The organism is Arthrobacter sp. CMU6 (assembly GCF_059090205.1).
On record NZ_JBNHFL010000014.1, the window covers coordinates 85649 to 108665 of the forward strand.

Sequence of the window (23017 nt, forward strand, 5' to 3'; positions counted from 1 at the left end):
TGCAGATGCCGGTATTCTTGCTGGGGACAAATCACCAGCAGAATGGACCACCTTGGTACAGATCGAAAAGCTCGCCACCCGGACGCCGGCGGTGTCGGTGGATGAGCTCCTCAAAGGTTTTTACCCATCGCCCAGGTTCGGGCAGGTGTCCTTTGCAAGCTACCGGCCGGACCCGAAGCAGCCAAGCCAGGCGGCGGCAGTGCACGCACTGCAGGCTTTCGCCGGAGGAGTCGGCGCCGCGGACGGCGGGGGACTGTTCAAGAAGTTCTTTGGCAAGAAGGACACGACCCGCGCCGGCATTTACCTCGACGGCGGATTTGGCGTGGGAAAAACCCACCTGCTGGCATCGCTGTGGCACGCCGCCCCCGGCCCAAAGGCTTTCGGCACCTTCGTGGAATACACCAACCTGGTGGGTGCCCTGTCCTTCCGGAAGACCGTGGACGCTCTGAGCTCCTACAAGCTTGTGTGCATCGATGAGTTTGAACTGGACGATCCAGGCGACACGGTCCTGATGTCCCGGCTCATGCGGGAACTGGCCGACGCCGGCGTGAAGCTTGCGGCCACCTCCAACACCCTGCCCGGATCGCTGGGTGACGGCCGGTTTGCGGCCGTGGACTTTCAGCGTGAAATCCAGGTCCTGGCGGACCAGTTCGACGTCATCAGAATTGACGGCGAGGACTTCCGCCACCGCGGCCTTCCGGCCGCGCCGGCACCGCTGCGGAACAGCGAACTCCACGCGCACATGAAAGCGGAGTTCGACGGCAAGACCGTTGCCGAGGATGACTTCGGCACCCTCATCTCACACCTCGCCGGTGTCCATCCGAGCCGTTACCGCAAGCTGATTGACGGCGTGGACGGCGTTGTCTGGCGGGACGTAGAAACCATCACCGAGCAGGCGGTGGCACTGAGGTTTGTGGTGCTCGCCGACCGCCTTTACGACAAGGACGTTCCGATCCTTGCCAGCGGCGTTCCGTTCGACAAGCTGTTCACCGAGGAAATGATGAGCGGCGGCTACATGAAGAAATACTTCCGGGCGGTATCCCGGCTGACAGCGCTGGCCCGCGAAGGCCAGAACCACGAGCCCTCCTAGGCGCGGGCTCTTGTAAACACGCGAGCATTCTTTCCGACAACCGACTGTTTCGGGCTAGGACTCTTCGGGCAAACGAAAGGTGCCGGCGCCGCCTCTCGGCGGGACCGGCACCTTTTGACGTTCAGGGGCGAAGCCCGGTGACTCCTGGCTACGGAGCCTTCTCTACCGGCGGCACGTTGTCCGCCGGTCCCTGGGTAGGCCTCTCATTGGCTTTGTCAACGAGAGTGGAAGCGCCAGTCTGGACCTTATCTACCTGGCTGGTGTATTTGCCGCCCGTCTTGGTGTCGACAAAATCACCTGCTTTGGTGATGCCGTCCTTGATGGCCTGCTCGTTGCCGCGGATCAGACCCTGAGCCTTGCCCTTTAGATCGTCAAGTAAACCCACGAGCACCTCCCTTCAATCGCGGAGCCAGTTCGCTCCTCCGCATTCGATCCTAGCCCGGAAGGCGGTGCGTGCCAAGGAGTTCTTGACAAACTTTGTCAAACTATAGGAAGGCAAGAAAAAAGCAGCTCCGGGGAGCTGCTTCGTTTCGTGGGCGATACTGGGATCGAACCAGTGACCTCTTCCGTGTCAGGGAAGCGCGCTACCGCTGCGCCAATCGCCCGGAGCCGGTGAAACCGGCGGTATCCTGGGTTCGGATCCGTAAGGATCGAGAGAGCGGACGACGAGATTCGAACTCGCGACATCCACCTTGGCAAGGTGGTGCTCTACCAGCTGAGCTACGTCCGCATTTTTGAACTTCAGCCGCGTGGCCGAACGTTCTGCTACAAGCAAGTTTCCTTGCTCTGGTGGGCGATACTGGGATCGAACCAGTGACCTCTTCCGTGTCAGGGAAGCGCGCTACCGCTGCGCCAATCGCCCATCGCATCCGGCGTTACCGGAAACCATGGTTTTCACCGAGGTGGGTACGGGATTCGAACCCGTGTATACGGCTTTGCAGGCCGCTGCCTCGCCTCTCGGCCAACCCACCGTGTAAGCGTCGGTTCCGGGGAACCATTGCCGTGACAGTGTCCTGCGAGCGGACGACGAGATTCGAACTCGCGACATCCACCTTGGCAAGGTGGTGCTCTACCAGCTGAGCTACGTCCGCATTTCGGAGCCGCGATTCCTTGCCGTATTCGGCAGTTCGTCGCGTTCCAACGAGTAAGAACTCTATAGGAGGTTCCGGGAAACTCCAAATCGAGGACCGGCGGCGTGGCCGGGGAAGCCGTACTTCCCTGAATTCTAGGGAAATTTTTGAATTACAGGTGTGTAGTTTCGGACGGGGTGACCGGCTGGCACCATCCAGGATCCTGGCGTCTCGCGTTCCCAGGGCACCATGCACCGTTGACCTTTTCCATGGGCCAGTGCGCCGATTTCCGTTAACCCGCGATTGTCCGCTAGCATTCAAATGCATCGGGGCGATTGGCGCAGTGGTAGCGCGCTTCGTTCACACCGAAGAGGTCACTGGTTCGAACCCAGTATCGCCCACCGATAGAAAGTCCGTTCAGCCCAGGAGAAAGAAACTGGGCGGGGCGGACTTTTCTGTTTCCGCATCAATGTCTGACCCCCGTGAAAGAGTCTCACCATGACCGCTCCACTCCTCGCCCATTCCACGGAATATGGCCGAATGTACGCCCGCTCCACCACGGAGCAGTTCACGGTTCCCTCCATCACCACAGTCATTGGGCAGCAGGCCCACGGACTGGACGGCTGGTTCGGCTACATGGGAGCCAGCAGCCTTGCCAAGGATCCCTCGCTGCCGGAGATCCTCGGCAGCCCTGCGCGGGTGCGGCAGGCAGTGAACCGCGCGGCCAAGGCAGCCGAAACGTACCGGGACGAGGCCGCGCAGCGCGGGGACCGGGTTCACTACTACTGCGAGCAGGTGGCACTGCGTGCCCTCGGACGGCCGCACCAGATGAAGGAAGCCCGTGAGGCACTGGCCTCCAACGGCGAGGAAGCCTTCGCTTCCCGTTTCGATGAGTGGTGGGAGCTGTTCCGGGTGGAGCCGATCGCGCCCGAGATCACCGTGTGGAACAAGACGGTGGGATATGCGGGAACACTGGACCTCGTCGCCAAGATCAACGGACGCACCTGCCTCATCGACTACAAGACCAAGGGAACCACTCGCGACGGCCAGGTCAAGCCCTTGGACGACAAAGTCGTCATGCAGCTTGTTGCCGGCATGAAGGCGGAGGAAAGCCTGGTGGATCCTGTGGCCGGGGAATGGGAACCGTGGCAGCACGGCGATGCCCCGGTCCTGCTCGCCGTCGCGATCGGTGAAACCGAGGTGCGGCCCGTCCGCGCCAATCCGGAAGTGCTGAAGCACCACTGGTGGAAGTTCTGTGCCCTGCGTCGCGTGTGGGAAATGTCGGCGGATACCGTCAGCGCGGGGCCCGCGCTCCTGCCGTTGGCGCCGCCGGTGTACTCCTGACCCTTTCCGTTACCCGGGCTGGCCGGGCACGCTCCCGCTGCCATCTGCGCCGGCCAGGCAGCAGCAACTAAACTGGACTGGATCCCGTTACCCGTCACCGTGAGGAAATGACTGCACATGGCAATTCTGAATATCCGTATCATCGGCGATCCCGTGCTTCGCACGGTTGCCGACCCTGTCACGGATTTCGGGCCGGAGCTGGCCAGGCTCGTTGCCGACATGACCGAAACAATGGAGGACGTGGAAGGCGCAGGCCTGGCAGCGCCCCAGATCGGCGTCAGCCTCCGGGTCTTTACCTACCGGATCGGCGGTGTTGAAGGCCACGTCATCAACCCGGTGCTGGAAAACAGTGATGATTTCCAACCGGATGAAGTGGAGGGGTGTCTCTCCATCCCCGGCCTGGGCTTCCCGGTCCGCCGCTACCGCAGTACCCGTGTAACCGGCGTCGATATGAACGGCAACCCCGTCTCGGTGGAGGCCGAGGGCATGCTTGCCCGCTGCTTCCAGCATGAAACCGACCACCTGGACGGCATCCTCTTCACCGACCGGCTCGAAGGTGAAGACCGCAAGGCCGCCCTGCGGTCCATCCGCAACGCCAACTACGACTCCATCACCGAAAAGACCACCGCCAAGCGCGCCAAGACCGTCGGCTCCAGTTTCGGCGGCGGCAGCTTCGGGGCGGCAACGTCCGGAACCGGCAGCTTCGGTGCTGCCGGATGAGGGTCCTCTTCGCCGGAACACCGTCCGTAGCTGTCCCCTCGCTGGATGCGCTGGTGGCCGCCGGCTTCGAGATCGTCGCGGTGCTGACGCGGCCGGACGCGCCGGTGGGACGGAAACGTGTGCTCACGCCGTCGCCCGTTGCCGCCCGGGCCGCCGAGCTCGGCATCGAGGTCATCCACGCATCCCGGGTGGACGCGGCCGTCACCGACCGGATCGCCGAAGCCCGCCCCGACGTAGCGGCGATTGTGGCCTACGGCGGGCTTGTGCCCCGCGCGGCCCTCGATATTCCGCCGTACGGCTGGATCAACCTGCACTTCTCACTGCTGCCGGCCTGGCGCGGCGCGGCCCCTGTGCAGCGGGCCGTCATTGCCGGAGATGACATCACCGGTGCCGTGACATTCCAGCTCGAGGAGGGACTCGACACCGGCCCTGTCATCGGCACGCTGACCGAAGCCGTCGGTCCCGAGGACACTTCCGGGGCACTGCTTGAGCGGCTGTCCCACAGCGGCGCCGTCCTGCTCGCCCAGACGCTGTCCGCCGTCGCGTCCGGCGCGGCCTCTCCGGTTCCCCAGCAGGGGGAAGTAAGCCTGGCGCCCAAGCTGACCATCGACGACGGCCGCATCGACTGGTCGGAGCCGGCCCTGTCCGTGGGCCGCCGGGCGCGCGGCGTGACACCGGAACCGGGTGCCTGGACCACCCTTGATGGCCAGCGGCTGAAGCTTGAGCCGGTGCGGCTCCGTCCCGACGTCACAGCTGTTCAGCCGGGACAACTGGCTATGGCCGGCAAGAGTGTGCTGGTGGGCACGGGTTCGCATGCCGTCGAGCTCACCAATGTGCAGCCTGCAGGCAAGAAAATGATGGCCGCAGCCGACTGGGCGCGCGGCCAGGCACCCCTCGAAAGCGTGGTATTCCAATGAGTGACTCCGGCAGAAGCGGGTCAGGCCAGGGCCGATCCAGCCGCGGCGGCCAGCGCGGTACAGGCGCCGGCGGTTCGGGCTCCGGCGCCGTGGGCAGTGGAGGCCCGGGCGGTGGAGGGTCGGGCCAGCGCCAGGGCGGGGGAGGAGCCAGCCGCCGCAACGCGCAGGGCAGGGAGCGCAACCGCGGCCCCCAGCGCAGCTTCACCGAGAACGCGCCGTCGCAGCGCACCCGCAGGGCTGACCCCGCCAGGCTGGTGGCGTTTGAAGTTCTACGCGCGGTCGCGGCCGAGGATGCCTATGCCAATCTCGTGCTGCCCGCACGCATCCGGCAGCACGGCCTCGACCGGCGCGACGCCGGATTCGCCACCGAACTGAGCTACGGGGCCCTCCGGAACCAGGGCACGTACGACGCCATCCTCGCCCGCTGCGTGGACCGGCCCCTGGACAAGCTGGATCCGGCTGTCCTGGATGCCCTGCGCATCGGGGTCCATCAGCTGGTGGCAATGCGTGTACCTGCACACGCGGCCCTTGACCAGACTGTCGGCCTGGCCCGCGCGGTCATCGGTGCCGGTCCGTCGGCACTGATCAATGCCGTGCTCCGCAAGGTGGCGGCCCGCAGCCTGGACGAGTGGCTGGACGAGCTGGTTGCCGGCGAGCAGGATGAGAACAAAGTGGCTTCCGTCCGCTACGCCCATCCCGAGTGGATTGTGCGCGCCCTGCGGCAGTCCCTGGTGGCACACGGGCGCCCGGTCGGCGAAATCAATGACCTCCTGGAAGCGGACAACGCTGCGCCCGTGGTCAACCTGGTGGCGCTTCCCGGGCTGGGAAGCCTGGACGAGGCACTGGAAAACGGCGCCGTCCCGGGCGAACTGGTGGAAGGGTCCGCCCTTTCCAGTGGCGGTGACCTTGGCAGGCTGGAGTCCGTCCGGTCCGGCACGACGCGCGTGCAGGACGTCGGTTCCCAGCTGGTGGCCAGGGCCCTGGCGGCTACCAGCCTCGACGCCGGGCCTGGCGACAGCGTGGCGGATGCGGAAGGCGCCCTAACGGGAGAAAACACCGCCGGGGAAGCCTGGCTCGATCTCTGCGCCGGACCTGGCGGCAAGGCGGCCCTGCTGGGCGCGCTGGCGAACGAACGCGGAGCTACGCTCCTCGCCAATGAGCCCGCCCCGCACCGGGCCAAACTGGTCAGCCAGGCACTGTCCGCTGTCCCCCGGGACGTCTGGACCGTCAGGACCGGTGACGGCCGGGAGGTTGGTTCGGAACGGCCTGCCGCTTTTGACCGCGTGCTCGTGGACGTGCCCTGCAGCGGACTCGGAGCCTTGCGCCGCCGGCCCGAATCCCGTTGGCGCCGCACACCCAAGGACCTTGCCGACCTGGGCCCGCTGCAGCGCGAACTGCTGAACTCTGCCTTGGCAGCCGTGCGGCCCGGCGGCGTGGTGGCCTACGTGACCTGCTCGCCGCACCCGGCCGAAACCACAGCTGTGGTCAGCGATGCCCTGCGCAAACGAGACGACCTGGAACTCCTGGACGCCGGCAGCGTGCTGGACGCCGTCAGCCTGGGCGGCCTGGGCGCGGGCCATGAGAAGACCGCGCAGCTGTGGCCACACATCCACAGCACGGACGCAATGTTCCTCGCCCTCATCCGCCGCAAGTCCTGACTCCCAGGAAGCGCCGGCTTCCGCCTGATCCCACACACCCCGGACTTCCGTCCAGCGAAAGGACCCGCATGACGCAGTGCTGCATCAACCCCAGCATCCTCTCCGCCGACTTCGTGAACCTCGAAGCCGAGCTGCAGAAAATCAGCAACGCTGATTCCGTGCACGTGGACGTGATGGACAACCACTTTGTCCCCAACCTCACTCTGGGGCTTCCCGTGGTCCAGCGGATCCAGGAGGTCAGCCCGGTTCCGCTGGACGCCCACCTCATGATTTCCGACGCCGACCGCTGGGCCCCGGGCTACGCTGACGCCGGCGTCGCTTCCGTGACGTTCCACGCCGAGGCCTCCATCGCACCGGTGAAGCTGGCCCGGGAGCTGCGGGCCCGGGGTTCGAAGGCCGGGATGGCACTTCGTCCCGCCACCGCGGTAGAGCCGTACCTGGACATGCTTCCGGAGCTGGACATGCTGCTGATCATGACCGTCGAGCCCGGCTTTGGCGGCCAGGCGTTCCTTGACCTCACGCTGCCCAAGATCCGCCGCGCCCGCGCCGCGATCGAGGGATCTGGCGTGAATGTCGCCATCCAGGTTGATGGCGGAATCACCGAGGAAACCATTGTGCGTGCCGCGGAAGCCGGAGCGAACGTCTTCGTTGCCGGGTCCGCCGTGTATGGCGCCCCGGATCCGTCCGGCGCCATCGACCGGCTGCGCAAGGCTGGCAGCCTCTAGCCTCCGGCCATCACGGGCCGGGCCTGCTCACCACGAGCCCAGTGGCCACGGACCCAATCAAGGGCCAGGTCATGGAGGTGCCACCGGCCTCCATGACGGCCGCATGACGGTTTGTAGCGGGAATAGCCTGGGCACTGGCCAAGTTGTGCCACAATAGCAACACACAATACGTGCTCCGGGGTCGGTGTAAGTCCGAACCGGCGGTGACAGTCCGCGACCCGCGAGCCGGTGTTTCCCATTACGGAAGCCCGGCGGACGGTTGAACCGGTGAAATTCCGGTACCGACAGTTAAAGTCTGGATGAGAGAAGCACGTACAGCTGTACTTGTGGCGTTCCACAACGCCGCTGCGTTTCGCTGTCGTATACCCCCGGAGCAGTCTCGGCTCTTGAGGGAAGGAACGACACGCACGCATGGACATCCTGCGTTGGCTCTTCGAGGCACAGATCCCCGTGGGCGGATCAGTGCTCATTCTCCGCGAAGTGCTGGGAAACATTTTTGGCCTGGCCAGTGCCCTTGGCGGCATGCGGCGCAAGGTCTGGGCATGGCCGGCCGGCATCGCGGGCAACCTTCTGCTCCTGACGGTCTTCGTGGGCAACGTCTTCGGCTCCGCCACGCCTGCCACGCTCTGGGGCCAGGCCGGGCGGCAGGTCATGTTCATCATCGTGGCCGTCTATGGCTGGCAGCGGTGGCGGCAAAGCCGCCAGGCGGCAGGGTCTTCGACGGCAATCGCACCGGCCTGGGCCAGTGCAAGGACCCGTGTGGCGCTGGTACTCGCGCTGGTGGCCGGAACCGCCGCCCTCACTCCGCTCTTCGACGCGCTGGGCTCCTACCCGCCGGTGTGGGCCGACGCGTGGACCTTCATGGGCTCCCTGCTGGCCACCTACGGCATGGCCCGCGGATGGACGGAATTCTGGCTAATCTGGGTGGCCGTCGATGTGGTGGGCGTTCCGCTGCTCTTCAGCGCCGGATACTTCGCCAGCGCCTTCATGTACCTGTTCTACGGATTCTTTACCCTGGCCGGTTTCATCGTCTGGTGGCGGGCGTCCCGGACACAGGCCGCGGCGGACGTGTCCAACGTCAAGGTTGAGACTGCCTTCCCGGACCCGGCGGTGTCCAAGTGACTGCTGCCCAGAACCCGATATCGGCCTTCACCGCTGCTGAAGCAGCCGCCATGGACACTGCCCTGGAAGCTGCCCTGCAGGGCCCCCGGGGGGCCAATCCGCTGGTGGGCGCCGTCGTCGTCGGACCTGACGGCCGCCAGCTGGTGACCGGATACCACCGCGGTGCCGGCACCGCGCACGCAGAAGCTGACGCGATAGCGGCGGCGGCCAGTGCCGGCGTCGACCTTCACGGATCCACCATGGTGGTCACCCTGGAGCCGTGCAACCACATAGGCCGCACGGGACCGTGCGCCCGGGCCATCATCGACGCCGGGATAACGGACGTCGTGTACGCCGTCGACGACCCCCATGATCCCGCCGCCGGCGGGGCTGCCACCTTGCGGGCGGCTGGAGTCAGCGTGCGCAGCGGACTGGCAGCAGAACGTGCGCTGGAGCTGAACCGGCGCTGGTTCCGGGCCGTCGACGCCAAGCGCCCCTTTGTCACCCTGCACATAGCCCAGACCCTGGACAGCCGGATCGCGGCCGACGACGGCACCAGCCAGTGGATTTCCAGCCCGGAATCGCTGGCCGACAACCACGGCATCCGGAGCCGCATTGACGCCATCCTCGTGGGAACGCAGACCGTGCTGGTGGACAATCCCCGCTTGACAGCCCGCGATGCCAACGGCGACACCACCGGAAAGCAGCCGCTGCGCGCGGTCATGGGACTTCGCCACGTGCCGGCCGACGCTGCCGTGCGCGGCGACGACGGCAAAGTCATGCACCTTCAGACGCGGGACCCGCGCGAGGCCCTTGCCATGCTGTTCGCCGCGGGCACCAGGCACGTCATGGTGGAGGGCGGATCGAGGATCCTCAGCGCCTTCCTGGCCGAAGGACTCGTGGACGAACTCATCGTCTACCTGGCGCCCACGCTGCTGGGCTCCGGAACGCCGGCCCTCAACGGCCTCGGCATCGAAACGCTCGCACAGGCGCAGCGCTGGGAATGGGATGCAGCCTCCGGCGGCGCGGTCCAGTTCCTCGGCAGGGACCTCCGCCTGCACCTGCTCCCGGAGGAAGCCACCGTGCCCCACCGGACCCAGGACCAGCCTGCCGCGGCAGAGTCAACATCCGCACGTTCAACAGCAACACAACCAACGTCAACCGATTCACTATCTGCCCGTACAGTAGCGGGCACAGCCATGGGAGGCTACTGATGTTCACCGGAATTATCGCCGAACAGGGAAAGGTCCTCTCCGTGGACCGGAACGGGGACACAAGCGCAACGCTGCGCCTGCACGCCCCCGGCACCGCTGACGGGCTGCCGCTGGGCGGCTCCATCGCCGTCAACGGCGTCTGCCTCACCGCCACGGCCATCGACGGCAAGGACTTCAGCGTCGACGTCATGGGCGAGACACTCATCCGCAGCACCATCGGCGAGCTTGCCGCGGGCGACCCCGTCAACCTGGAACGCTGCGTCCCCGCCGGCGGGCGCCTTGACGGCCACGTCGTCCAGGGCCACGTGGACGGCGTCGGCGAACTGCTCGAACGCGAGTCGCAGGGAAACTGGGAGCGGCTCCGGTTCGGTGTGCCCCAGCGGCTCGCACGCTACATCGCGGAAAAGGGCTCTATCGCCATCGACGGCGTTTCCCTCACCGTCACCGCGGTGAGCCCGGCAGCCGAAACGGCGCCGTGGTTCGAGGTGGGGCTTATCCCCACCACCCTTGCTGACACCGGCCTTGGGGCAAAGCCGGTTGGCGCCAGGGTCAACCTTGAGGTGGACGTGCTGGCCAAGTACACCGAGCGGCTGCTCGCTTTCCGGACCGCAGGCCCCGAATTCAGGGACGGCCAGGAAATCACTGAAGGCGTAACTGTTACTGAAGGCGGGGTCCAGCTGTGAACGGTACGGCAAAGCTTGACGCCGCGGTATCGGGCAACCTGACCTCTGTTCCCGTGAGGCTGGACCCGATTGAGGACGCTGTACGGGCCATGGCGGCCGGCCGGCCGGTCCTGGTGGTGGACAACGAGGACCGGGAAAATGAAGGCGACATCATCTTCGCCGCCCAGCACGCCACGCCGGCGCTCATGGGCTGGACCATCCGGTACAGCTCCGGCGTCATCTGCGTGCCGCTCGACGGCGCCCGGGCCGATGCGCTGGAACTGCCGCCCATGGTGGAGGTCAACCAGGATTCGAAGGGCACGGCCTATACTGTCTCCTGCGATGCCGCGACGGGCGTGAGTACCGGCATTTCGGCCACCGACCGGGCCCTCACCGCCCGCGTCATTGCCGATCCGGCCAGCGGCCCGGACACGCTGACCCGTCCCGGGCATATTTTCCCGCTGCGTGCCGTTGAAGGGGGAGTGCGTGAACGCCCCGGCCACACCGAAGCGGCCGTGGACCTCTGCCGGCTCGCCGGACTGGAGCCGGTGGGCGTGATCGCCGAAGTTGTATACGACGACGGGAAGATGATGCGGCTGGACGGCCTCCGGGTATTCGCTGCCGAGCACGGCTGCCCCTTGATTTCGATCGAGGACCTGGTTGCCTATCTGGGAGCAGGCAACCGTGTATCTTCACAGGAGAGCACTTTGGAAGCGAGTCCGGCCGGAGAAGGGGAAACACGATGACGGCACCTCAAACAGCGGAACCGAGCAGCAACGGCCGGCAGCCGCATCCGGTGAGCAGCGGACCCGTGGTCCAGCTGCCCACGGCGTTCGGAAACTTCGTCTCGCAGGCGTGGACCGATCTGGTCACCGGCGCCGAACACCTGGCCGTCAGCTCCCCGACTCCGCCCAAGGACGGCAAGGCGCCGCTGGTGCGCCTGCACTCCGAGTGCCTCACCGGCGATGTTTTCGGCTCCTACCGATGCGACTGCGGCGAACAGCTCGCCTACGCCCTGGAGCTGATCGCCGAGAACGGCGGCACGCTGCTGTACCTCCGCGGCCAGGAAGGCCGGGGTATCGGGCTGGCCAACAAGATCAAGGCCTACGCCCTGCAGGAGGCCGGGTTCGACACCGTCGAGGCCAACGAGCAGCTCGGACTGCCCGTGGACGCCCGCTGCTACAAGGCGGCGGCGCAGATCCTGGCCGAGATGGGTCTGCACGAGATCCGGCTGCTGAGCAACAACCCGGACAAGCAGAACCGCCTGGCTGTCGCGGGTGTCAGGGTCGTCGAGATGGTGCCCACCGAGGTGCCGTCCCGCGAGCAGAACCTCCGGTACCTGCAGACCAAGAAGGACCGCATGGACCACCTGCTGACCCTTGACACCGAGACCGCGGGCCTGCCCCGCACCGGCACCGACACCTTTGACCACGAACAAGACTGAACGGATCACGAAGACTTCATGAGCGGACACGGCGCACCCCAGATTGACCTCACCACCCTCGACCCCGCGGAGACCTCGCAGCTGAAGCTGGCGATCGTGGCGGCAAGCTGGCACACGCAGATCATGGACGGCCTCCTGGACGGCGCCCTGCGCGCGGCCAAGGATGCCGGCATCAACGAGCCGACGGTGCTGCGCGTCCCCGGCAGCTTCGAGCTTCCGGTCGCCGCCGCGCGGCTGGCACCGCACTTTGATGCCGTCGTGGCCCTCGGCGTCGTCATCCGCGGCGGAACGCCGCACTTTGACTACGTCTGCCAGGCCGCGACGTCGGGACTCACCGATGTCAGCGTCAGCACCGGCGTGCCGGTCGGGTTCGGCGTGCTGACCTGCGACACCGAAGAGCAGGGCCTGGACCGGGCCGGGCTGCCCGGGTCCTCGGAAGACAAGGGACACGAGGCCGTCACGGCAGCACTGGCCACGGCACTGCTGCTCAAGCAGTACTAAGAACATTTCCCCAGCTCCGGGGCGTGCGGGGGTGCGGGCGCAAGCATGCAACGTGTGCAATCGCTCACATCCCCGCCGTCATGGAACTGCCCGACAGGCGGGCCCCGGCCCCGAGCAAGTAGGCTGGAGGGCGTGAAGAATTTCGAGACGCTGTTCGCAGAACTGAGCGAGAAGGCAGCGACCCGCCCCGAGGGATCCCGCACCGTCGCCGAACTGGAGTCGGGAATCCACGGCATCGGCAAAAAAGTCGTGGAGGAAGCGGCTGAAGTCTGGATGGCAGCCGAGTACGAATCGGACGAGGCCGCCGCCGAGGAGATCTCGCAGCTCCTGTACCACCTGCAGGTCCTGATGCTCGCCAAAGGACTCAGCCTGGAAGACGTCTACAAGCATCTCTAGCCGCCTTTGCGTGGCCCCGCTTGCCTGACCCAACCTTCCAAACCAGAAAGACCTCCTAATGCTGCGTGTAGCCGTACCCAACAAGGGATCCCTGTCCGAAGCCGCCTCCGCCATGCTGTCCGAGGCTGGCTACCGCCAGCGTCGCGACAGCCGCGAACTGGTCATGGTGGACCCCGACAACGACATCGAGTTCTTCTTCCTCCGCCCCCGGGACATCGCCGTTTACGTCGGGCAGGGAACGCTCGACGTCGGAATCACCGGCCGTGACCTCCTGCTGGACGCGCAGGTGGAGGCTGAGGAGCTGCTTCCGCTGGGCTTCGCCGCCTCCACGTTCCGCTTCGCCGGACCGATCGGCGACTTCAGCACCGTGGATGAACTCGAGGGCAAGCGCCTTGCCACCAGCTACGACGGCCTCCTGCGCGATTACCTGGCGGAGCGCGGCATCAAGGCGAAAGTGGTCCGGCTGGACGGCGCGGTGGAATCCTCCGTGCGCCTCGGCGTCGCTGACGCCATCGCCGACGTCGTCGAAACAGGCAACACGCTCAAGGCCGCCGGCATGGAGATCTTCGGCGAGCCGATCCTCAAGTCCGAGGCAGTGCTCATCCGCCGGACCGGCGAGGGCGGCGCCGCCAACGGCACGGCCAGGGAAATCGACGTCCTGATCCGGCGCCTGCAGGGTGTCCTGGTGGCGCGCCAGTACGTGCTCATGGACTACGACATCCGCAAGGAGCTCGTGGAGCAGGCCGCCGGCCTCACGCCCGGCCTGGAATCACCCACTGTCTCGCCGCTGCGCGATTCCGACTGGGTGGCTGTCCGCTCCATGGTGCCCAAGAAGGAAACCAACCGGATCATGGACGAGCTGTACGACCTCGGCGCGCGCGCCATCCTGGTCAGCAGCATCCACGCCTGCCGGATCTGACCCGGTTTCCTTAGACAGCACACCCCAGCAGCACAACAGGAGAAGTCATGGCTGTAGCCGTCCGCGTTATTCCCTGCCTGGACGTTGACGCCGGCCGCGTGGTCAAGGGCATCAACTTCGAAGGCCTCCGCGACGCCGGGGACCCCGTGGAACTGGCCCACCGCTACGACAACGCCGGCGCCGACGAACTCACCTTCCTGGACGTGACCGCCTCCTCCGGCAACCGCGAAACCACGTTCGACGTCGTCCGCCGCACCGCCGAGGAAGTGTTCATTCCGCTCACCGTCGGCGGCGGCGTCCGCGGCGTGGCCGAGGTGGACAAGCTGCTGCGCTTCGGTGCCGACAAGGCATCCATCAACACCGCAGCCGTGGCCCGGCCCGACGTCATCGATGAAATCACCCGGCACTTCGGCTCCCAGGTCCTGGTGCTTTCCGTGGACGCACGGCGCGTCCGTCCTGGATCCCAGCCCACGCCGTCGGGCTTTGAAGTGACCACACACGGCGGCCGCCAGGGCACCGGAATCGACGCCGTCGCCTGGGCCAGGGAAGCGGCGGACCGCGGTGTCGGCGAAATCCTGCTGAACTCCATCGACGCCGACGGGACCAAGGACGGCTTCGACCTCGAGCTCATCCGCCTGGTCCGGTCTGCGGTCAAGGTTCCGATCATCGCCTCCGGCGGGGCAGGGGAGCCTGCGCACTTCGCGCCCGCCGTGCAGGCCGGAGCGGACGCCGTACTCGCTGCCTCCATCTTCCACTGGGGCCCGGACGACATGATGTCCCAGGTCAAGACCGCAATCCGCGACGCCGGCTTCGAGGTCCGCTAAAAAGTTCGCTGGTTGAGCATGTCGAAACCGGGATTTCGGCAAGCTCAACCGCCGGACTGTTACAGACCTACTTCGGCTGACTGGAGGAGGGCGACGGCGTCCGGCTGGCCTTCGAAGGTCACCAGCGCGTGGCGCGTGCGGCCGTGGGCGTGCATCAGCAGTTCGCCGGGCTCCCCGACGATGGCCACAGAGACGGGGGCGCGCTTGGCGACATGCCGGGGGCCGGAGGGGCTGACCAGGACGATGCCCAGGTCCACGCCGCGGTAGAGGATGGCTGCCCGTTTGACGAGCTCATCCCACAGGGCGTCCGAGTACTCCTCGTCGAGGGCCCGCGGGGCCCAGCGGTCAACGGCACGCCGGACGTCCTCCGTATGGACGAAGTATTCGATCAGGTTGGAACTCTCATCCAGCGCCTTGATCTTCATGGGGGAGAGCGCGGGCGGCCCCGCGCGGAAGGAGTTCACAAGCTTGGCGTAGTCGTCGGCCGTCTTGAGCTTTGCGGCCAGCCGGGCGGTCGCCTTGTCCGAGGCCTTGGACAGGCCTTTGATGATCAGGCCAAGCCCGACGGCGGCTTTCCGCTCGCGCAGGTACAGGTGAGCTGCGAGGTCCCTGGTCTTCCAGCCCTTGCAGAGCGTGGGGGAGTCAGGACCGGCCGCCAGCAGGGTCTCGGCCAGGACTTCTCGGGACGGATCGACGAAATGCATCACTTGGAAAACTAGCACGTCACCCGGGGAGTTGCGCAGTCTGTTGATCCCGGTGAATTTGTGCCCATGGCCACGGTGGTCCTGCCCGGTCCCCGAATCCGAGGAGCCTTCAAAGCTTTTCAAGGACTGCGGCACTAAAACGTGCAGGAGAGCATGCGAACTGGCTGCAGCGCCTCATCAGAGGGACGCGAGGGCGTTTGTGCCAGGGTCCCGTGCTGGGCACTAGACTTGACGTGATGTCTGAGCAGCCCGCCCCCAGCCCCGCCCCCGCCTCGCCTGCCGGTGCCACTTCCTTTGGCGCGCCTTCCTCCGGTGCCGGCGAAAGCCTTCTGCCGGGGAGCCCCCTGCCAGCCGACATTGCGTCGGCCCTCAAGCGGGACGGTGCCGGACTTGTGGCGGCCATCGTGCAGCAGTTCGACACCAACGAGGTCCTCATGCTGGGCTGGATGGACGACGAGGCCCTGAACCGGACCATGACCACCGGCCGCGTGACGTTCTACTCGCGCTCCCGCCAGGAATACTGGCGCAAGGGTGACACGTCCGGCCACGTGCAGTGGGTCAAGTCGGTGGCCCTGGACTGCGACGGCGACGCCCTCCTCGTGCGGGTGGACCAGGTGGGGGCTGCCTGCCACACCGGTACACGGACCTGCTTTGACGGCCGGGCCCTCGACGTTGTGGCAGGTCCGGCCAGCTAGGCCCGCCTCTTCCACCCAACAGGCCTCTGCCCCGGCAGGCACTTACACCCAGGCACTAACCAAGAACAGACGGAGAACCAATAGCGATGCAGGACCTCGGAATCATCAGCCCTGGCCTGGAAGAGTTCCGTGAACTCGCCGCCCACAGCCGCGTCATCCCTGTCCGGCTCAAGGTGCTGGCGGACGCTGAAACGCCGATCGGGCTGTACCGGAAGCTGGCGCAGGGCCAGCCGGGCACGTTCCTCATGGAGTCGGCGGCTGTCGGCGGTGCCTGGTCCCGCTACTCCTTCATCGGTTCCCGGTCCCGCGCCACGCTCACCACCAAGGACGGACAGGCGCACTGGCTGGGCGAGCCGCCGGCCGGTGTGCCCGTGGACGGAAACCCCGTTGACGCCATCCGCGACACCATCGAGGCGCTGCGCACCGACAGGTTCGACGGTCTCCCGCCGTTCACCTCCGGCCTCGTGGGTTTCCTCGGCTGGGAAACGGTCCGGCACTGGGAGAAGCTCACCAGCCCGCCGGAGGACGACCTGCAGCTGCCGGAACTGGCCCTGAACCTCGTCACGGACATGGCCGTCCACGACAACATGGACGGCACGGTGCTGCTCATCGCCAACGCCATCAACTTCGACAACAGCTCCGAACGCGTCGACGAGGCCTGGCATGACGCCGTCGCCCGCGTGAAGGAACTGCTGGCACGCATCAGCACCCCGGTGCCGCAGCCGGTGTCGGTCCTGGAGCCGGCGGCCCTCGATTTTGCCGCCAGCGTCCAGGAACGCTGGCACGAGCCCGAGTACCTAGCCGCCCTCGACCGGGGCAAGGAGGCGATCGTGGACGGCGAAGTCTTCCAGGTGGTCATCTCCCGCCGCTTCGAGATGGAGTGCGGAGCGTCGCCGCTGGACGTCTACCGGGTGCTGCGCAACACCAACCCGAGCCCGTACATGTACATCTTCAGCCTTGAGGACGCCGCCGGCCGGCAGTACTCGATCGTCGGCTCGTCGCCCGAGGCGCTGGTGACGGTCACCGGTGAGGACGTCATCACCCACCCCATTGCAGGCTCCCGGCCACGCGGCAAGACGGTGGACGCGGACAAGGCCCTGGCCGAGGAGCTCCTCGCGGACCAGAAGGAACGGGCTGAGCACCTCATGCTGGTGGACCTGTCCCGCAACGACCTGTCGAAGGTCTGCGTGGCGGGTTCCGTGGACGTCACCCAGTTCATGGAGGTGGAGCGCTTCAGCCACATCATGCACCTGGTCTCCACCGTCGTCGGACGCCTGGCCCCCACGGCGAAGGCCTACGACGTCCTGAAGGCCACCTTCCCGGCCGGAACACTGTCCGGCGCCCCGAAGCCCCGGGCACTGCGCCTGCTGGATGAACTCGAGCCGCACCGCCGCGGCATCTACGGCGGCGTGGTGGGCTACCTGGACTTCGCCGGGGACATGGACATGGCCATCGCCATCCGGTCCGCATTGCTGCGCGAAGGGCGTGCCTACGTCCAGGCGGGCGGGGGCATCGTGGCGGACTCGAGCAACCCGGCCGAGGCACAGGAAACCGTCAACAAGGCGGCGGCCCCGCTGCGGGCTGTCCACACGGCCGGCTCGCTGCACAACATCACCCCGGATTCCGTAGGCGCTGCCGATTCGGCCACCGAGGCAAACTCCTGATGGCGGTTCCCGCAGGATCCGCCGTGCCGGGCAAAACCCGCAGCACGGTCCCGGGCTGGGCACGCAAGTCCACGGTGGTGCTGCTGATCGCGGCCCTGGCGCTGGCGGTCTTCGGCACCACCACCCAGACGTGGCTGACGGTCCACCTGGACCCCCAGCAGCTGGGCCAGGCGGCCGGGGGCGGAGGCGGCCTCCAGGTGCAGGGCAGCAAAGCAGCCACCACGGTCACCGCCCTGGCCCTCGTCGCGCTGGCAGGCGGGCTCGCGGCCTCCATCGCCGGAAAGATCGCACGCTGGATCATTACGGCCATCATCGTGCTGGCGGCGGCCGGCATTATCGCCGCGGCCGCCACCGTCCTCGCCGATCCGCTGGCCGCGGCCCAGGGTTCCATCGCCGCCGCCACCGGGGTTTCCGGAGGCGCCGCGGACGTGAGCGTCAGCGCCTTCCCGGTGCTCGCCGTCGTCGCAGGTTCCCTGCTGGCCGTGTGCGGTTTGCTGGTGGTTCCGGCGGGGCGGTACTGGAAGGCCCGGACCAAATACGACGCCGCAGCGGCGGGTCCCGCGGGCGGGCTGGCCGGCCCGGTGGACGAGATCGACAGCTGGGACAGGCTCTCCCGGGGCGACGACCCCACCTGAGCCGGCGGGTCACGCAGCCACGCACCCCGGCCGCGATGCCGAAGGCCGCGGCAAAAAATGGCAGAATGTAAGCAGTATTGATCCTGAGGAGATTCACATGAGCAAAGCCACTGTTTCCGGTACAAAGCCCGCCGCCCCCAAGGAGCACCACGGCATCGACCACAGCATCGACCTGGGCCACGGCAACAGCCCCGCCGCCTGGACCTGCGTGATCGTCATGCTCATCGGCGCCCTCATCGCCTCCATTGCGTTCGTCATTGCCAACAGCCCGATCTTCTGGGCAGGCATCGCCGTCATGTTCGTCGGCCTGCTGGCCGGCTACGTCATGCGCAAGGCCGGCTACGGCGTTGGCGGCAGCAAGATCAAGAACACCGGCCACTAATCGTGACCGTTCTCGACGACATCAATGCCGGTGTCAGGGAGGACATGGAGGACCGGAAGCGCCTCGTGTCCCTTGCGGAACTGAAGGACCGCGCCCTGGCGGCAGCTCCTGCCCGGGACGCGTGGGCTGCCCTCGGGGGTACGTCCGCGGACCGCGGCGAGCTCAAGGTCATCGCCGAGATCAAGCGCCGCAGCCCCTCCAAGGGCGACCTCGCCAGCATCGCGGACCCCGCGTCGCTGGCCGTGCAGTACGCCGACGGCGGAGCCGCGGTGATCAGCGTGCTCACCGAGCAGCGCCGTTTCAGCGGGTCGCTGGCTGACCTTGACGCCGTCCGCGCCAGCGTGGACGTCCCGCTGCTGCGCAAGGACTTCACGCTGGACGAGTACCAGATCTGGGAAGCCCGCGCCCACGGTGCGGACCTCATCCTTCTGATCGTGGCCGCCCTGTCCGACCAGCAGCTGCGTGAATTCAGCGCCCTGAGCCGCGAGCTCGGCATGAACGTGCTGGTAGAAACGCACACGCCGGAGGAAGTCGAGCGCGCCGTGGCCGCCAACGCCCGGATCATCGGCGTCAACGTCCGCAACCTCAAGACGCTCGACGTCGACCGTTCCGTTTTCGCCTCCCTCGCCGGCAGCATTCCCGCTGGCGCTGTGGTGGTGGCGGAGTCGGGCGTCCGGAACGCCGACGACGTCGCGCACTATGCGGCGCACGGCGCCAACGCCATCCTCGTGGGGGAGGCGCTCGTCAGCGACGCCACCCCGCGTGAACGCATTGCGGAGTTCACAGCGGCCGGGGCCGCGGCCATCGCCGCCCGGGCCTGAGCTTCCACCCAACCGTGGCACCAACTGTCCGCACACCGTGCGGACAGTTGGCGCCTGACATCAATAAGAAAAAGTGAACAGGATGGTGAGACTGATGGCCGACGCGCCAACAGCCGGCTCTGACCAGGGGGCGGTGGATGCATTCCTGCAGGGAGGCACCTCGCTGCGCCACGCCCCGGGACCCTACTTCGGCGCCTACGGCGGCCGGTGGATGCCTGAGTCACTGATCGCCGCCCTGGACGAGCTTGAGGACACGTTCGAGAAGGCCAAGGCCGATCCGGAGTTCACCGCCCAGATCGCGGACCTGAACAAGAACTACTCCGGCCGGCCCTCACTCCTGACCGAGGCCAAACGCTTTGCCGAGCACGCGGGCGGCGTCCGGATCTTCCTCAAGCGCGAGGACCTGAACCACACCGGTTCGCACAAGATCAACAACGTGCTGGGCCAGGCACTGCTTGCCAAGCGGATGGGCAAGACCCGCGTCATTGCCGAAACCGGCGCCGGCCAGCACGGCGTGGCCAGTGCCACGGCCGCTGCGCTGCTGGGCCTCGAATGCGTCGTCTACATGGGCGCCGAAGACTGCCGCCGGCAGGCGCTGAACGTGGCCAGGATGGAACTTCTGGGCGCCACGGTCATCCCGGTCACCAACGGTTCGCAGACCCTCAAGGACGCCATCAACGAAGCCCTCCGGGACTGGGTGGCCAACGTCGGCAACACCCACTACCTCCTGGGCACGGCGGCGGGCGCCCACCCGTTCCCGGCCATGGTCCGCTACTTCCACGAAGTCATCGGCGAGGAGGCCCGCGCCCAGATCCTCGAGCAGGCCGGCCGCCTGCCCGATGCGGTCTGCGCCTGCATCGGCGGCGGTTCCAACGCCATCGGCATCTTCCACGGTTTCCTGGATGACCCGTCGGTGAAGATCTACGGCTTCGAAGCTGGCGGCGACGGCGTCGAAACCGGCCGCCACGCCGCGACCATCACGCTGGGGCGGCCCGGCGTGCTGCACGGCGCACGGTCCTACCTGATGCAGGACGACGACGGCCAGACCATCGAGTCGCACTCCATCTCGGCAGGCCTGGACTACCCCGGGGTCGGGCCCGAGCACTCCTACCTCGCGGACATTGGGCGGGTCAGCTACGAGCCCATCACGGACAGCGAAGCCATGGAAGCGTTCCGCCTCCTGTGCCGCACCGAGGGCATCATTCCCGCGATCGAGTCCTCCCACGCCCTCGCCGGCGCCATTAAGGTGGGCCAGCGGCTGGCTGCCGAAGGTGATGCAAGCGACAAGATCGTGATCGTGAACCTGTCCGGCAGGGGAGACAAGGACGTTGCCACGGCAGCGGAGTGGTTCGACCTTCTGGACAAGGACTCGGCCGAAGCAGCCATCGGCAAGGAAGGGGAGCAGCTGTGACTACAGCGCAGACCACCAGCAAGTCGGCCATTGCCATCGACAAGGCCCGCGCGGAAGGCCGCGCCGCCCTGATCGGCTACCTGCCCGCCGGGTACCCGAGCGTCGAGGAGACCATCGCCGCCGGCATCGCCCTGGCGCGTAACGGCGCTGACCTGATCGAGGTCGGCATTCCGTACTCCGACCCGGTCATGGACGGCCCGGTCATCCAGGCAGCCACCACCGAGGCCCTGGCCAAGGGGTTCTCCGTCCGGCAGGTCTTTGACGTCGTCGCCGGCATCACCAGCGAGACCGACGCCGCAGTCCTGGTCATGACGTACTGGAACCCCGTGGTCCGGATGGGCGTGGACGAGTTCTCGCGGCGCCTGGCCGAGGCCGGGGGAGCAGGGCTCATCACCCCGGACCTGATTCCGGACGAGGCAGCCGAGTGGATGGACGCGTCGGAGAAGTACGGCCTGGACCGTGTCTTCCTGGTGGCACCTTCCTCCACACCCGAGCGCATGCGCCGGACCGTGGACGCAAGCCGCGGCTTTGTCTACGCCGTCTCCATCATGGGCGTCACCGGTGCCCGCACCGCCGTGAGCGACGCAGCCACCGGCGTCGTGGCAGCGGCCAGGGCTGCCGGCGCTGAACGCGTGTGCGTGGGCCTCGGCGTCTCCACCGCCGAGCAGGTCGCGGAGATCGCTGCCTACGCGGACGGCGTGATCGTCGGTTCGGCACTCGTGGCGGCCGTGCGCGACGGCGGAGTGGACGCCGTCGCACAGCTCACCAAAGACCTCAGTACCGGACTGACCAGGAAGTAACGCAACCATGCAGACGCTCCTCACCGCAGCCGCACTGGTTCCAGCCGGCATGGTGCCCGCAAGCATCCCGAGCCCGGACTGGTCCGGATTCGATATTCCGCTGCCGTGGGGATCGCTCCGCATCCATGCCTACGCCCTGTGCATCCTGGCCGGCATTGTGGTTGGCCTGTGGCTGACCTCCGTCCGCTGGGCCAAGCGCGGAGCGCCTGAAGGCAGTGTTTGGGACATTGCCATCTGGGCCATCCCGTTCGGCATCATCGGTGGCCGGCTCTACCACGTGTTCTCCTCCCCGGACGCGTACTTCGGTCCCGGCTTCGACGGCACCGGGGACCTGTCTTTGATTCCGCAGATCCAGCGCGGCGGCCTCGGAATCTGGGGAGCCGTGGTTCTGGGTGCCTTCGGCGCGTGGATCGGCTGCCGCCGTGCCGGGGTTAAGCTCACGGCCTTCATGGACGCGGCGGCCCCGGGCCTTCTGCTGGCACAGGCCATCGGCCGGTGGGGGAATTACTTCAACCAGGAGCTCTTCGGCGGCCCCACCACGCTGCCGTGGGGACTCCAGGTGGACGCGGACAACGCCAACTTCCCGGCCGGGTACCCGGCCGACACGCTCTTCCACCCCACGTTCCTCTATGAATCGCTGTGGAACATCGCGGGTGTGCTGATCCTCCTGGCCCTCGACCGCCGGTTCCACTTCCGCCGCGGCAGGCTCTTCTGGCTGTACGCCATGTACTACACGCTGGGCCGGGTCTGGATTGAGGCCATGCGGATCGACGATGCCGAGCAGATCAGCCTCTTCGGCATCACCACCCGCCTGAACGTCTGGACCAGCATCTTTGTGTTCGTCGCCGCACTGGCTGTGTTCATTGTGCTGGGCCGGCGCAAGGACGGTAACGCGGACACTGTCTACCTGCCGGGCCGGGAGCCAGCCGCAGCAGTGGCCGGGGAGGCCGACGGCGTGAAGTCGACCGCCCCAAATGTGACCGGCCATCCAGTCCGTGATACGGACCATGTTGTCTCAGATAGTGAATCGCGTGATAATCTCCCTGATAACCAAAACGGTTCCGGCCTAGCTTCTGCCCAAACGGAAGCAGTCCCGGCATCCACCGGCGGCACCCCAACCGCCGCGGAGTCGCGGAACACCGGAAAGTCCGGTGGCACAGACACCGGAACCGCACCGGAGGCCGACAGCTCACGCTAAAAGGCACCGGTACCCAGGGCAGCAGAGAGTTACCGCTCGGAGCGCCCACCACCACAACGTCGTGGCAGGGGCCCACTCCGGTCAGCATAGAGCTGCTGGCCGGTCAAGCCCGGGGCGTGAGC

The 23017-nt window shown here is 66.9% G+C and carries 25 protein-coding genes, 6 tRNA genes and 1 riboswitch; of the genes, 24 read left to right on the plus strand and 7 right to left on the minus strand.

The features are described 5' to 3' along the window. Window positions 1-52: 52 nt before the first annotated feature. Complete coding sequence (gene zapE, locus AC5RWD_RS11715; protein WP_494020168.1) at window positions 53-1090, plus strand: cell division protein ZapE; 1038 nt, start codon at window positions 53-55, stop codon at window positions 1088-1090. Between the two features lie 148 nt (window positions 1091-1238). On the opposite strand, the gene AC5RWD_RS11720 is transcribed toward zapE, so the two are convergent. The 6 genes from AC5RWD_RS11720 to AC5RWD_RS11745 form a co-directional block, all read right to left on the minus strand. Further along, window positions 1239-1475, minus strand: a complete 237-nt coding sequence (locus AC5RWD_RS11720) for an antitoxin (protein WP_494020169.1) — start codon at window positions 1473-1475, stop codon at window positions 1239-1241. A 148-nt stretch (window positions 1476-1623) separates the two neighbouring features. Further along, window positions 1624-1695 (minus strand) — tRNA-Val (locus tag AC5RWD_RS11725). Between the two features lie 52 nt (window positions 1696-1747). Next, window positions 1748-1820 (minus strand) — tRNA-Gly (locus AC5RWD_RS11730). 57 nt (window positions 1821-1877) lie between these two features. Then, a tRNA-Val gene (locus AC5RWD_RS11735) sits at window positions 1878-1952 on the minus strand. 38 nt (window positions 1953-1990) lie between these two features. Further along, window positions 1991-2061, minus strand: a tRNA-Cys gene (locus AC5RWD_RS11740). A gap of 47 nt (window positions 2062-2108) precedes the next feature. Further along, a tRNA-Gly gene (locus tag AC5RWD_RS11745) sits at window positions 2109-2181 on the minus strand. A 308-nt stretch (window positions 2182-2489) separates the two neighbouring features. On the opposite strand from AC5RWD_RS11745, the gene AC5RWD_RS11750 reads away from it, so the two are divergent. The 15 genes from AC5RWD_RS11750 (at window position 2490) to hisF (ending at window position 14585) form a co-directional block, all read left to right on the plus strand. Next, a tRNA-Val gene (locus AC5RWD_RS11750) sits at window positions 2490-2561 on the plus strand. 97 nt (window positions 2562-2658) lie between these two features. Continuing rightward, window positions 2659-3504, plus strand: coding sequence for a cytochrome (locus AC5RWD_RS11755; RefSeq protein ID WP_494020170.1), 846 nt, complete (start codon window positions 2659-2661; stop codon window positions 3502-3504). A 117-nt stretch (window positions 3505-3621) separates the two neighbouring features. Beyond that, window positions 3622-4224: a peptide deformylase gene (gene def, locus AC5RWD_RS11760; protein WP_494020171.1), complete on the plus strand. Its 603-nt coding sequence runs from the start codon at window positions 3622-3624 to the stop codon at window positions 4222-4224. Then, the gene (fmt, locus tag AC5RWD_RS11765; RefSeq protein ID WP_494020172.1) at window positions 4221-5141 is read left to right on the plus strand and encodes a methionyl-tRNA formyltransferase; all 921 of its coding nucleotides are present in this window, start codon (window positions 4221-4223) and stop codon (window positions 5139-5141) included. The genes def and fmt overlap by 4 nt, the downstream gene beginning before the upstream one ends. After that, window positions 5138-6799, plus strand: a complete 1662-nt coding sequence (locus AC5RWD_RS11770; RefSeq protein WP_494020173.1) for an RsmB/NOP family class I SAM-dependent RNA methyltransferase — start codon at window positions 5138-5140, stop codon at window positions 6797-6799. Before fmt ends, AC5RWD_RS11770 begins: the two co-directional genes overlap by 4 nt. 68 nt (window positions 6800-6867) lie before the next feature. Further along, the gene (gene rpe, locus AC5RWD_RS11775) at window positions 6868-7524 is read left to right on the plus strand and encodes a ribulose-phosphate 3-epimerase (protein WP_494020174.1); all 657 of its coding nucleotides are present in this window, start codon (window positions 6868-6870) and stop codon (window positions 7522-7524) included. Window positions 7525-7690: 166 nt separating this feature from the next. Then, window positions 7691-7840, plus strand: a riboswitch (FMN riboswitch). A 95-nt stretch (window positions 7841-7935) separates the two neighbouring features. After that, window positions 7936-8646 carry a nicotinamide riboside transporter PnuC gene (gene pnuC / locus AC5RWD_RS11780; protein ID WP_494020175.1) on the plus strand — a complete coding sequence of 237 codons (711 nt, stop codon included), beginning with the start codon at window positions 7936-7938 and terminating at the stop codon, window positions 8644-8646. A gap of 50 nt (window positions 8647-8696) precedes the next feature. After that, window positions 8697-9839, plus strand: a complete 1143-nt coding sequence (gene ribD / locus AC5RWD_RS11785) for a bifunctional diaminohydroxyphosphoribosylaminopyrimidine deaminase/5-amino-6-(5-phosphoribosylamino)uracil reductase RibD (RefSeq protein WP_494020201.1) — start codon at window positions 8697-8699, stop codon at window positions 9837-9839. Further along, window positions 9839-10522 (plus strand): riboflavin synthase, encoded by a 684-nt coding sequence (locus tag AC5RWD_RS11790; RefSeq protein ID WP_494020176.1) that lies wholly within the window; start codon window positions 9839-9841, stop codon window positions 10520-10522. The genes ribD and AC5RWD_RS11790 overlap by 1 nt, the downstream gene beginning before the upstream one ends. Next, window positions 10519-11247 carry a 3,4-dihydroxy-2-butanone-4-phosphate synthase gene (ribB, locus tag AC5RWD_RS11795; RefSeq protein WP_494020177.1) on the plus strand — a complete coding sequence of 243 codons (729 nt, stop codon included), beginning with the start codon at window positions 10519-10521 and terminating at the stop codon, window positions 11245-11247. The genes AC5RWD_RS11790 and ribB overlap by 4 nt, the downstream gene beginning before the upstream one ends. Next, entirely contained in the window at window positions 11244-11945 is a 702-nt protein-coding gene (gene ribA, locus AC5RWD_RS11800) for a GTP cyclohydrolase II (RefSeq protein WP_494020178.1), read from the plus strand. The genes ribB and ribA overlap by 4 nt, the downstream gene beginning before the upstream one ends. 18 nt (window positions 11946-11963) lie before the next feature. Further along, window positions 11964-12446: a 6,7-dimethyl-8-ribityllumazine synthase gene (gene ribH, locus AC5RWD_RS11805; RefSeq protein WP_377994028.1), complete on the plus strand. Its 483-nt coding sequence runs from the start codon at window positions 11964-11966 to the stop codon at window positions 12444-12446. Between the two features lie 132 nt (window positions 12447-12578). Beyond that, window positions 12579-12842, plus strand: coding sequence for a phosphoribosyl-ATP diphosphatase (locus tag AC5RWD_RS11810; RefSeq protein ID WP_003801526.1), 264 nt, complete (start codon window positions 12579-12581; stop codon window positions 12840-12842). A gap of 58 nt (window positions 12843-12900) precedes the next feature. Beyond that, window positions 12901-13761 (plus strand): ATP phosphoribosyltransferase, encoded by an 861-nt coding sequence (gene hisG, locus AC5RWD_RS11815; protein ID WP_494020179.1) that lies wholly within the window; start codon window positions 12901-12903, stop codon window positions 13759-13761. A 47-nt stretch (window positions 13762-13808) separates the two neighbouring features. Beyond that, window positions 13809-14585 carry an imidazole glycerol phosphate synthase subunit HisF gene (gene hisF / locus AC5RWD_RS11820; RefSeq protein ID WP_494020180.1) on the plus strand — a complete coding sequence of 259 codons (777 nt, stop codon included), beginning with the start codon at window positions 13809-13811 and terminating at the stop codon, window positions 14583-14585. 59 nt (window positions 14586-14644) lie between these two features. On the opposite strand, the gene AC5RWD_RS11825 is transcribed toward hisF, so the two are convergent. Further along, a complete protein-coding gene (locus tag AC5RWD_RS11825) occupies window positions 14645-15289 on the minus strand; it encodes a TIGR03085 family metal-binding protein (protein ID WP_494020181.1) in 645 nt (214 codons plus the stop codon). A gap of 236 nt (window positions 15290-15525) precedes the next feature. On the opposite strand from AC5RWD_RS11825, the gene hisI reads away from it, so the two are divergent. The 8 genes from hisI (at window position 15526) to lgt (ending at window position 22895) form a co-directional block, all read left to right on the plus strand. Next, a complete protein-coding gene (gene hisI / locus AC5RWD_RS11830; RefSeq protein WP_494020182.1) occupies window positions 15526-15984 on the plus strand; it encodes a phosphoribosyl-AMP cyclohydrolase in 459 nt (152 codons plus the stop codon). A gap of 86 nt (window positions 15985-16070) precedes the next feature. Then, window positions 16071-17648: an anthranilate synthase component I gene (locus AC5RWD_RS11835; RefSeq protein WP_494020183.1), complete on the plus strand. Its 1578-nt coding sequence runs from the start codon at window positions 16071-16073 to the stop codon at window positions 17646-17648. Further along, window positions 17648-18283: a Trp biosynthesis-associated membrane protein gene (locus AC5RWD_RS11840; RefSeq protein WP_494020184.1), complete on the plus strand. Its 636-nt coding sequence runs from the start codon at window positions 17648-17650 to the stop codon at window positions 18281-18283. Before AC5RWD_RS11835 ends, AC5RWD_RS11840 begins: the two co-directional genes overlap by 1 nt. Before the next feature lie 97 nt (window positions 18284-18380). Continuing rightward, window positions 18381-18665 (plus strand): HGxxPAAW family protein, encoded by a 285-nt coding sequence (locus tag AC5RWD_RS11845; RefSeq protein ID WP_494020185.1) that lies wholly within the window; start codon window positions 18381-18383, stop codon window positions 18663-18665. A gap of 2 nt (window positions 18666-18667) precedes the next feature. Next, a complete protein-coding gene (gene trpC, locus AC5RWD_RS11850; RefSeq protein WP_494020186.1) occupies window positions 18668-19486 on the plus strand; it encodes an indole-3-glycerol phosphate synthase TrpC in 819 nt (272 codons plus the stop codon). Between the two features lie 94 nt (window positions 19487-19580). Then, window positions 19581-20897 carry a tryptophan synthase subunit beta gene (gene trpB, locus AC5RWD_RS11855; protein ID WP_494020187.1) on the plus strand — a complete coding sequence of 439 codons (1317 nt, stop codon included), beginning with the start codon at window positions 19581-19583 and terminating at the stop codon, window positions 20895-20897. Next, a complete protein-coding gene (trpA, locus tag AC5RWD_RS11860; protein WP_494020188.1) occupies window positions 20894-21697 on the plus strand; it encodes a tryptophan synthase subunit alpha in 804 nt (267 codons plus the stop codon). Before trpB ends, trpA begins: the two co-directional genes overlap by 4 nt. 7 nt (window positions 21698-21704) lie before the next feature. Then, window positions 21705-22895 (plus strand): prolipoprotein diacylglyceryl transferase, encoded by a 1191-nt coding sequence (lgt, locus tag AC5RWD_RS11865; RefSeq protein WP_494020189.1) that lies wholly within the window; start codon window positions 21705-21707, stop codon window positions 22893-22895. The last annotated feature ends 122 nt before the right edge of the window (window positions 22896-23017 follow it).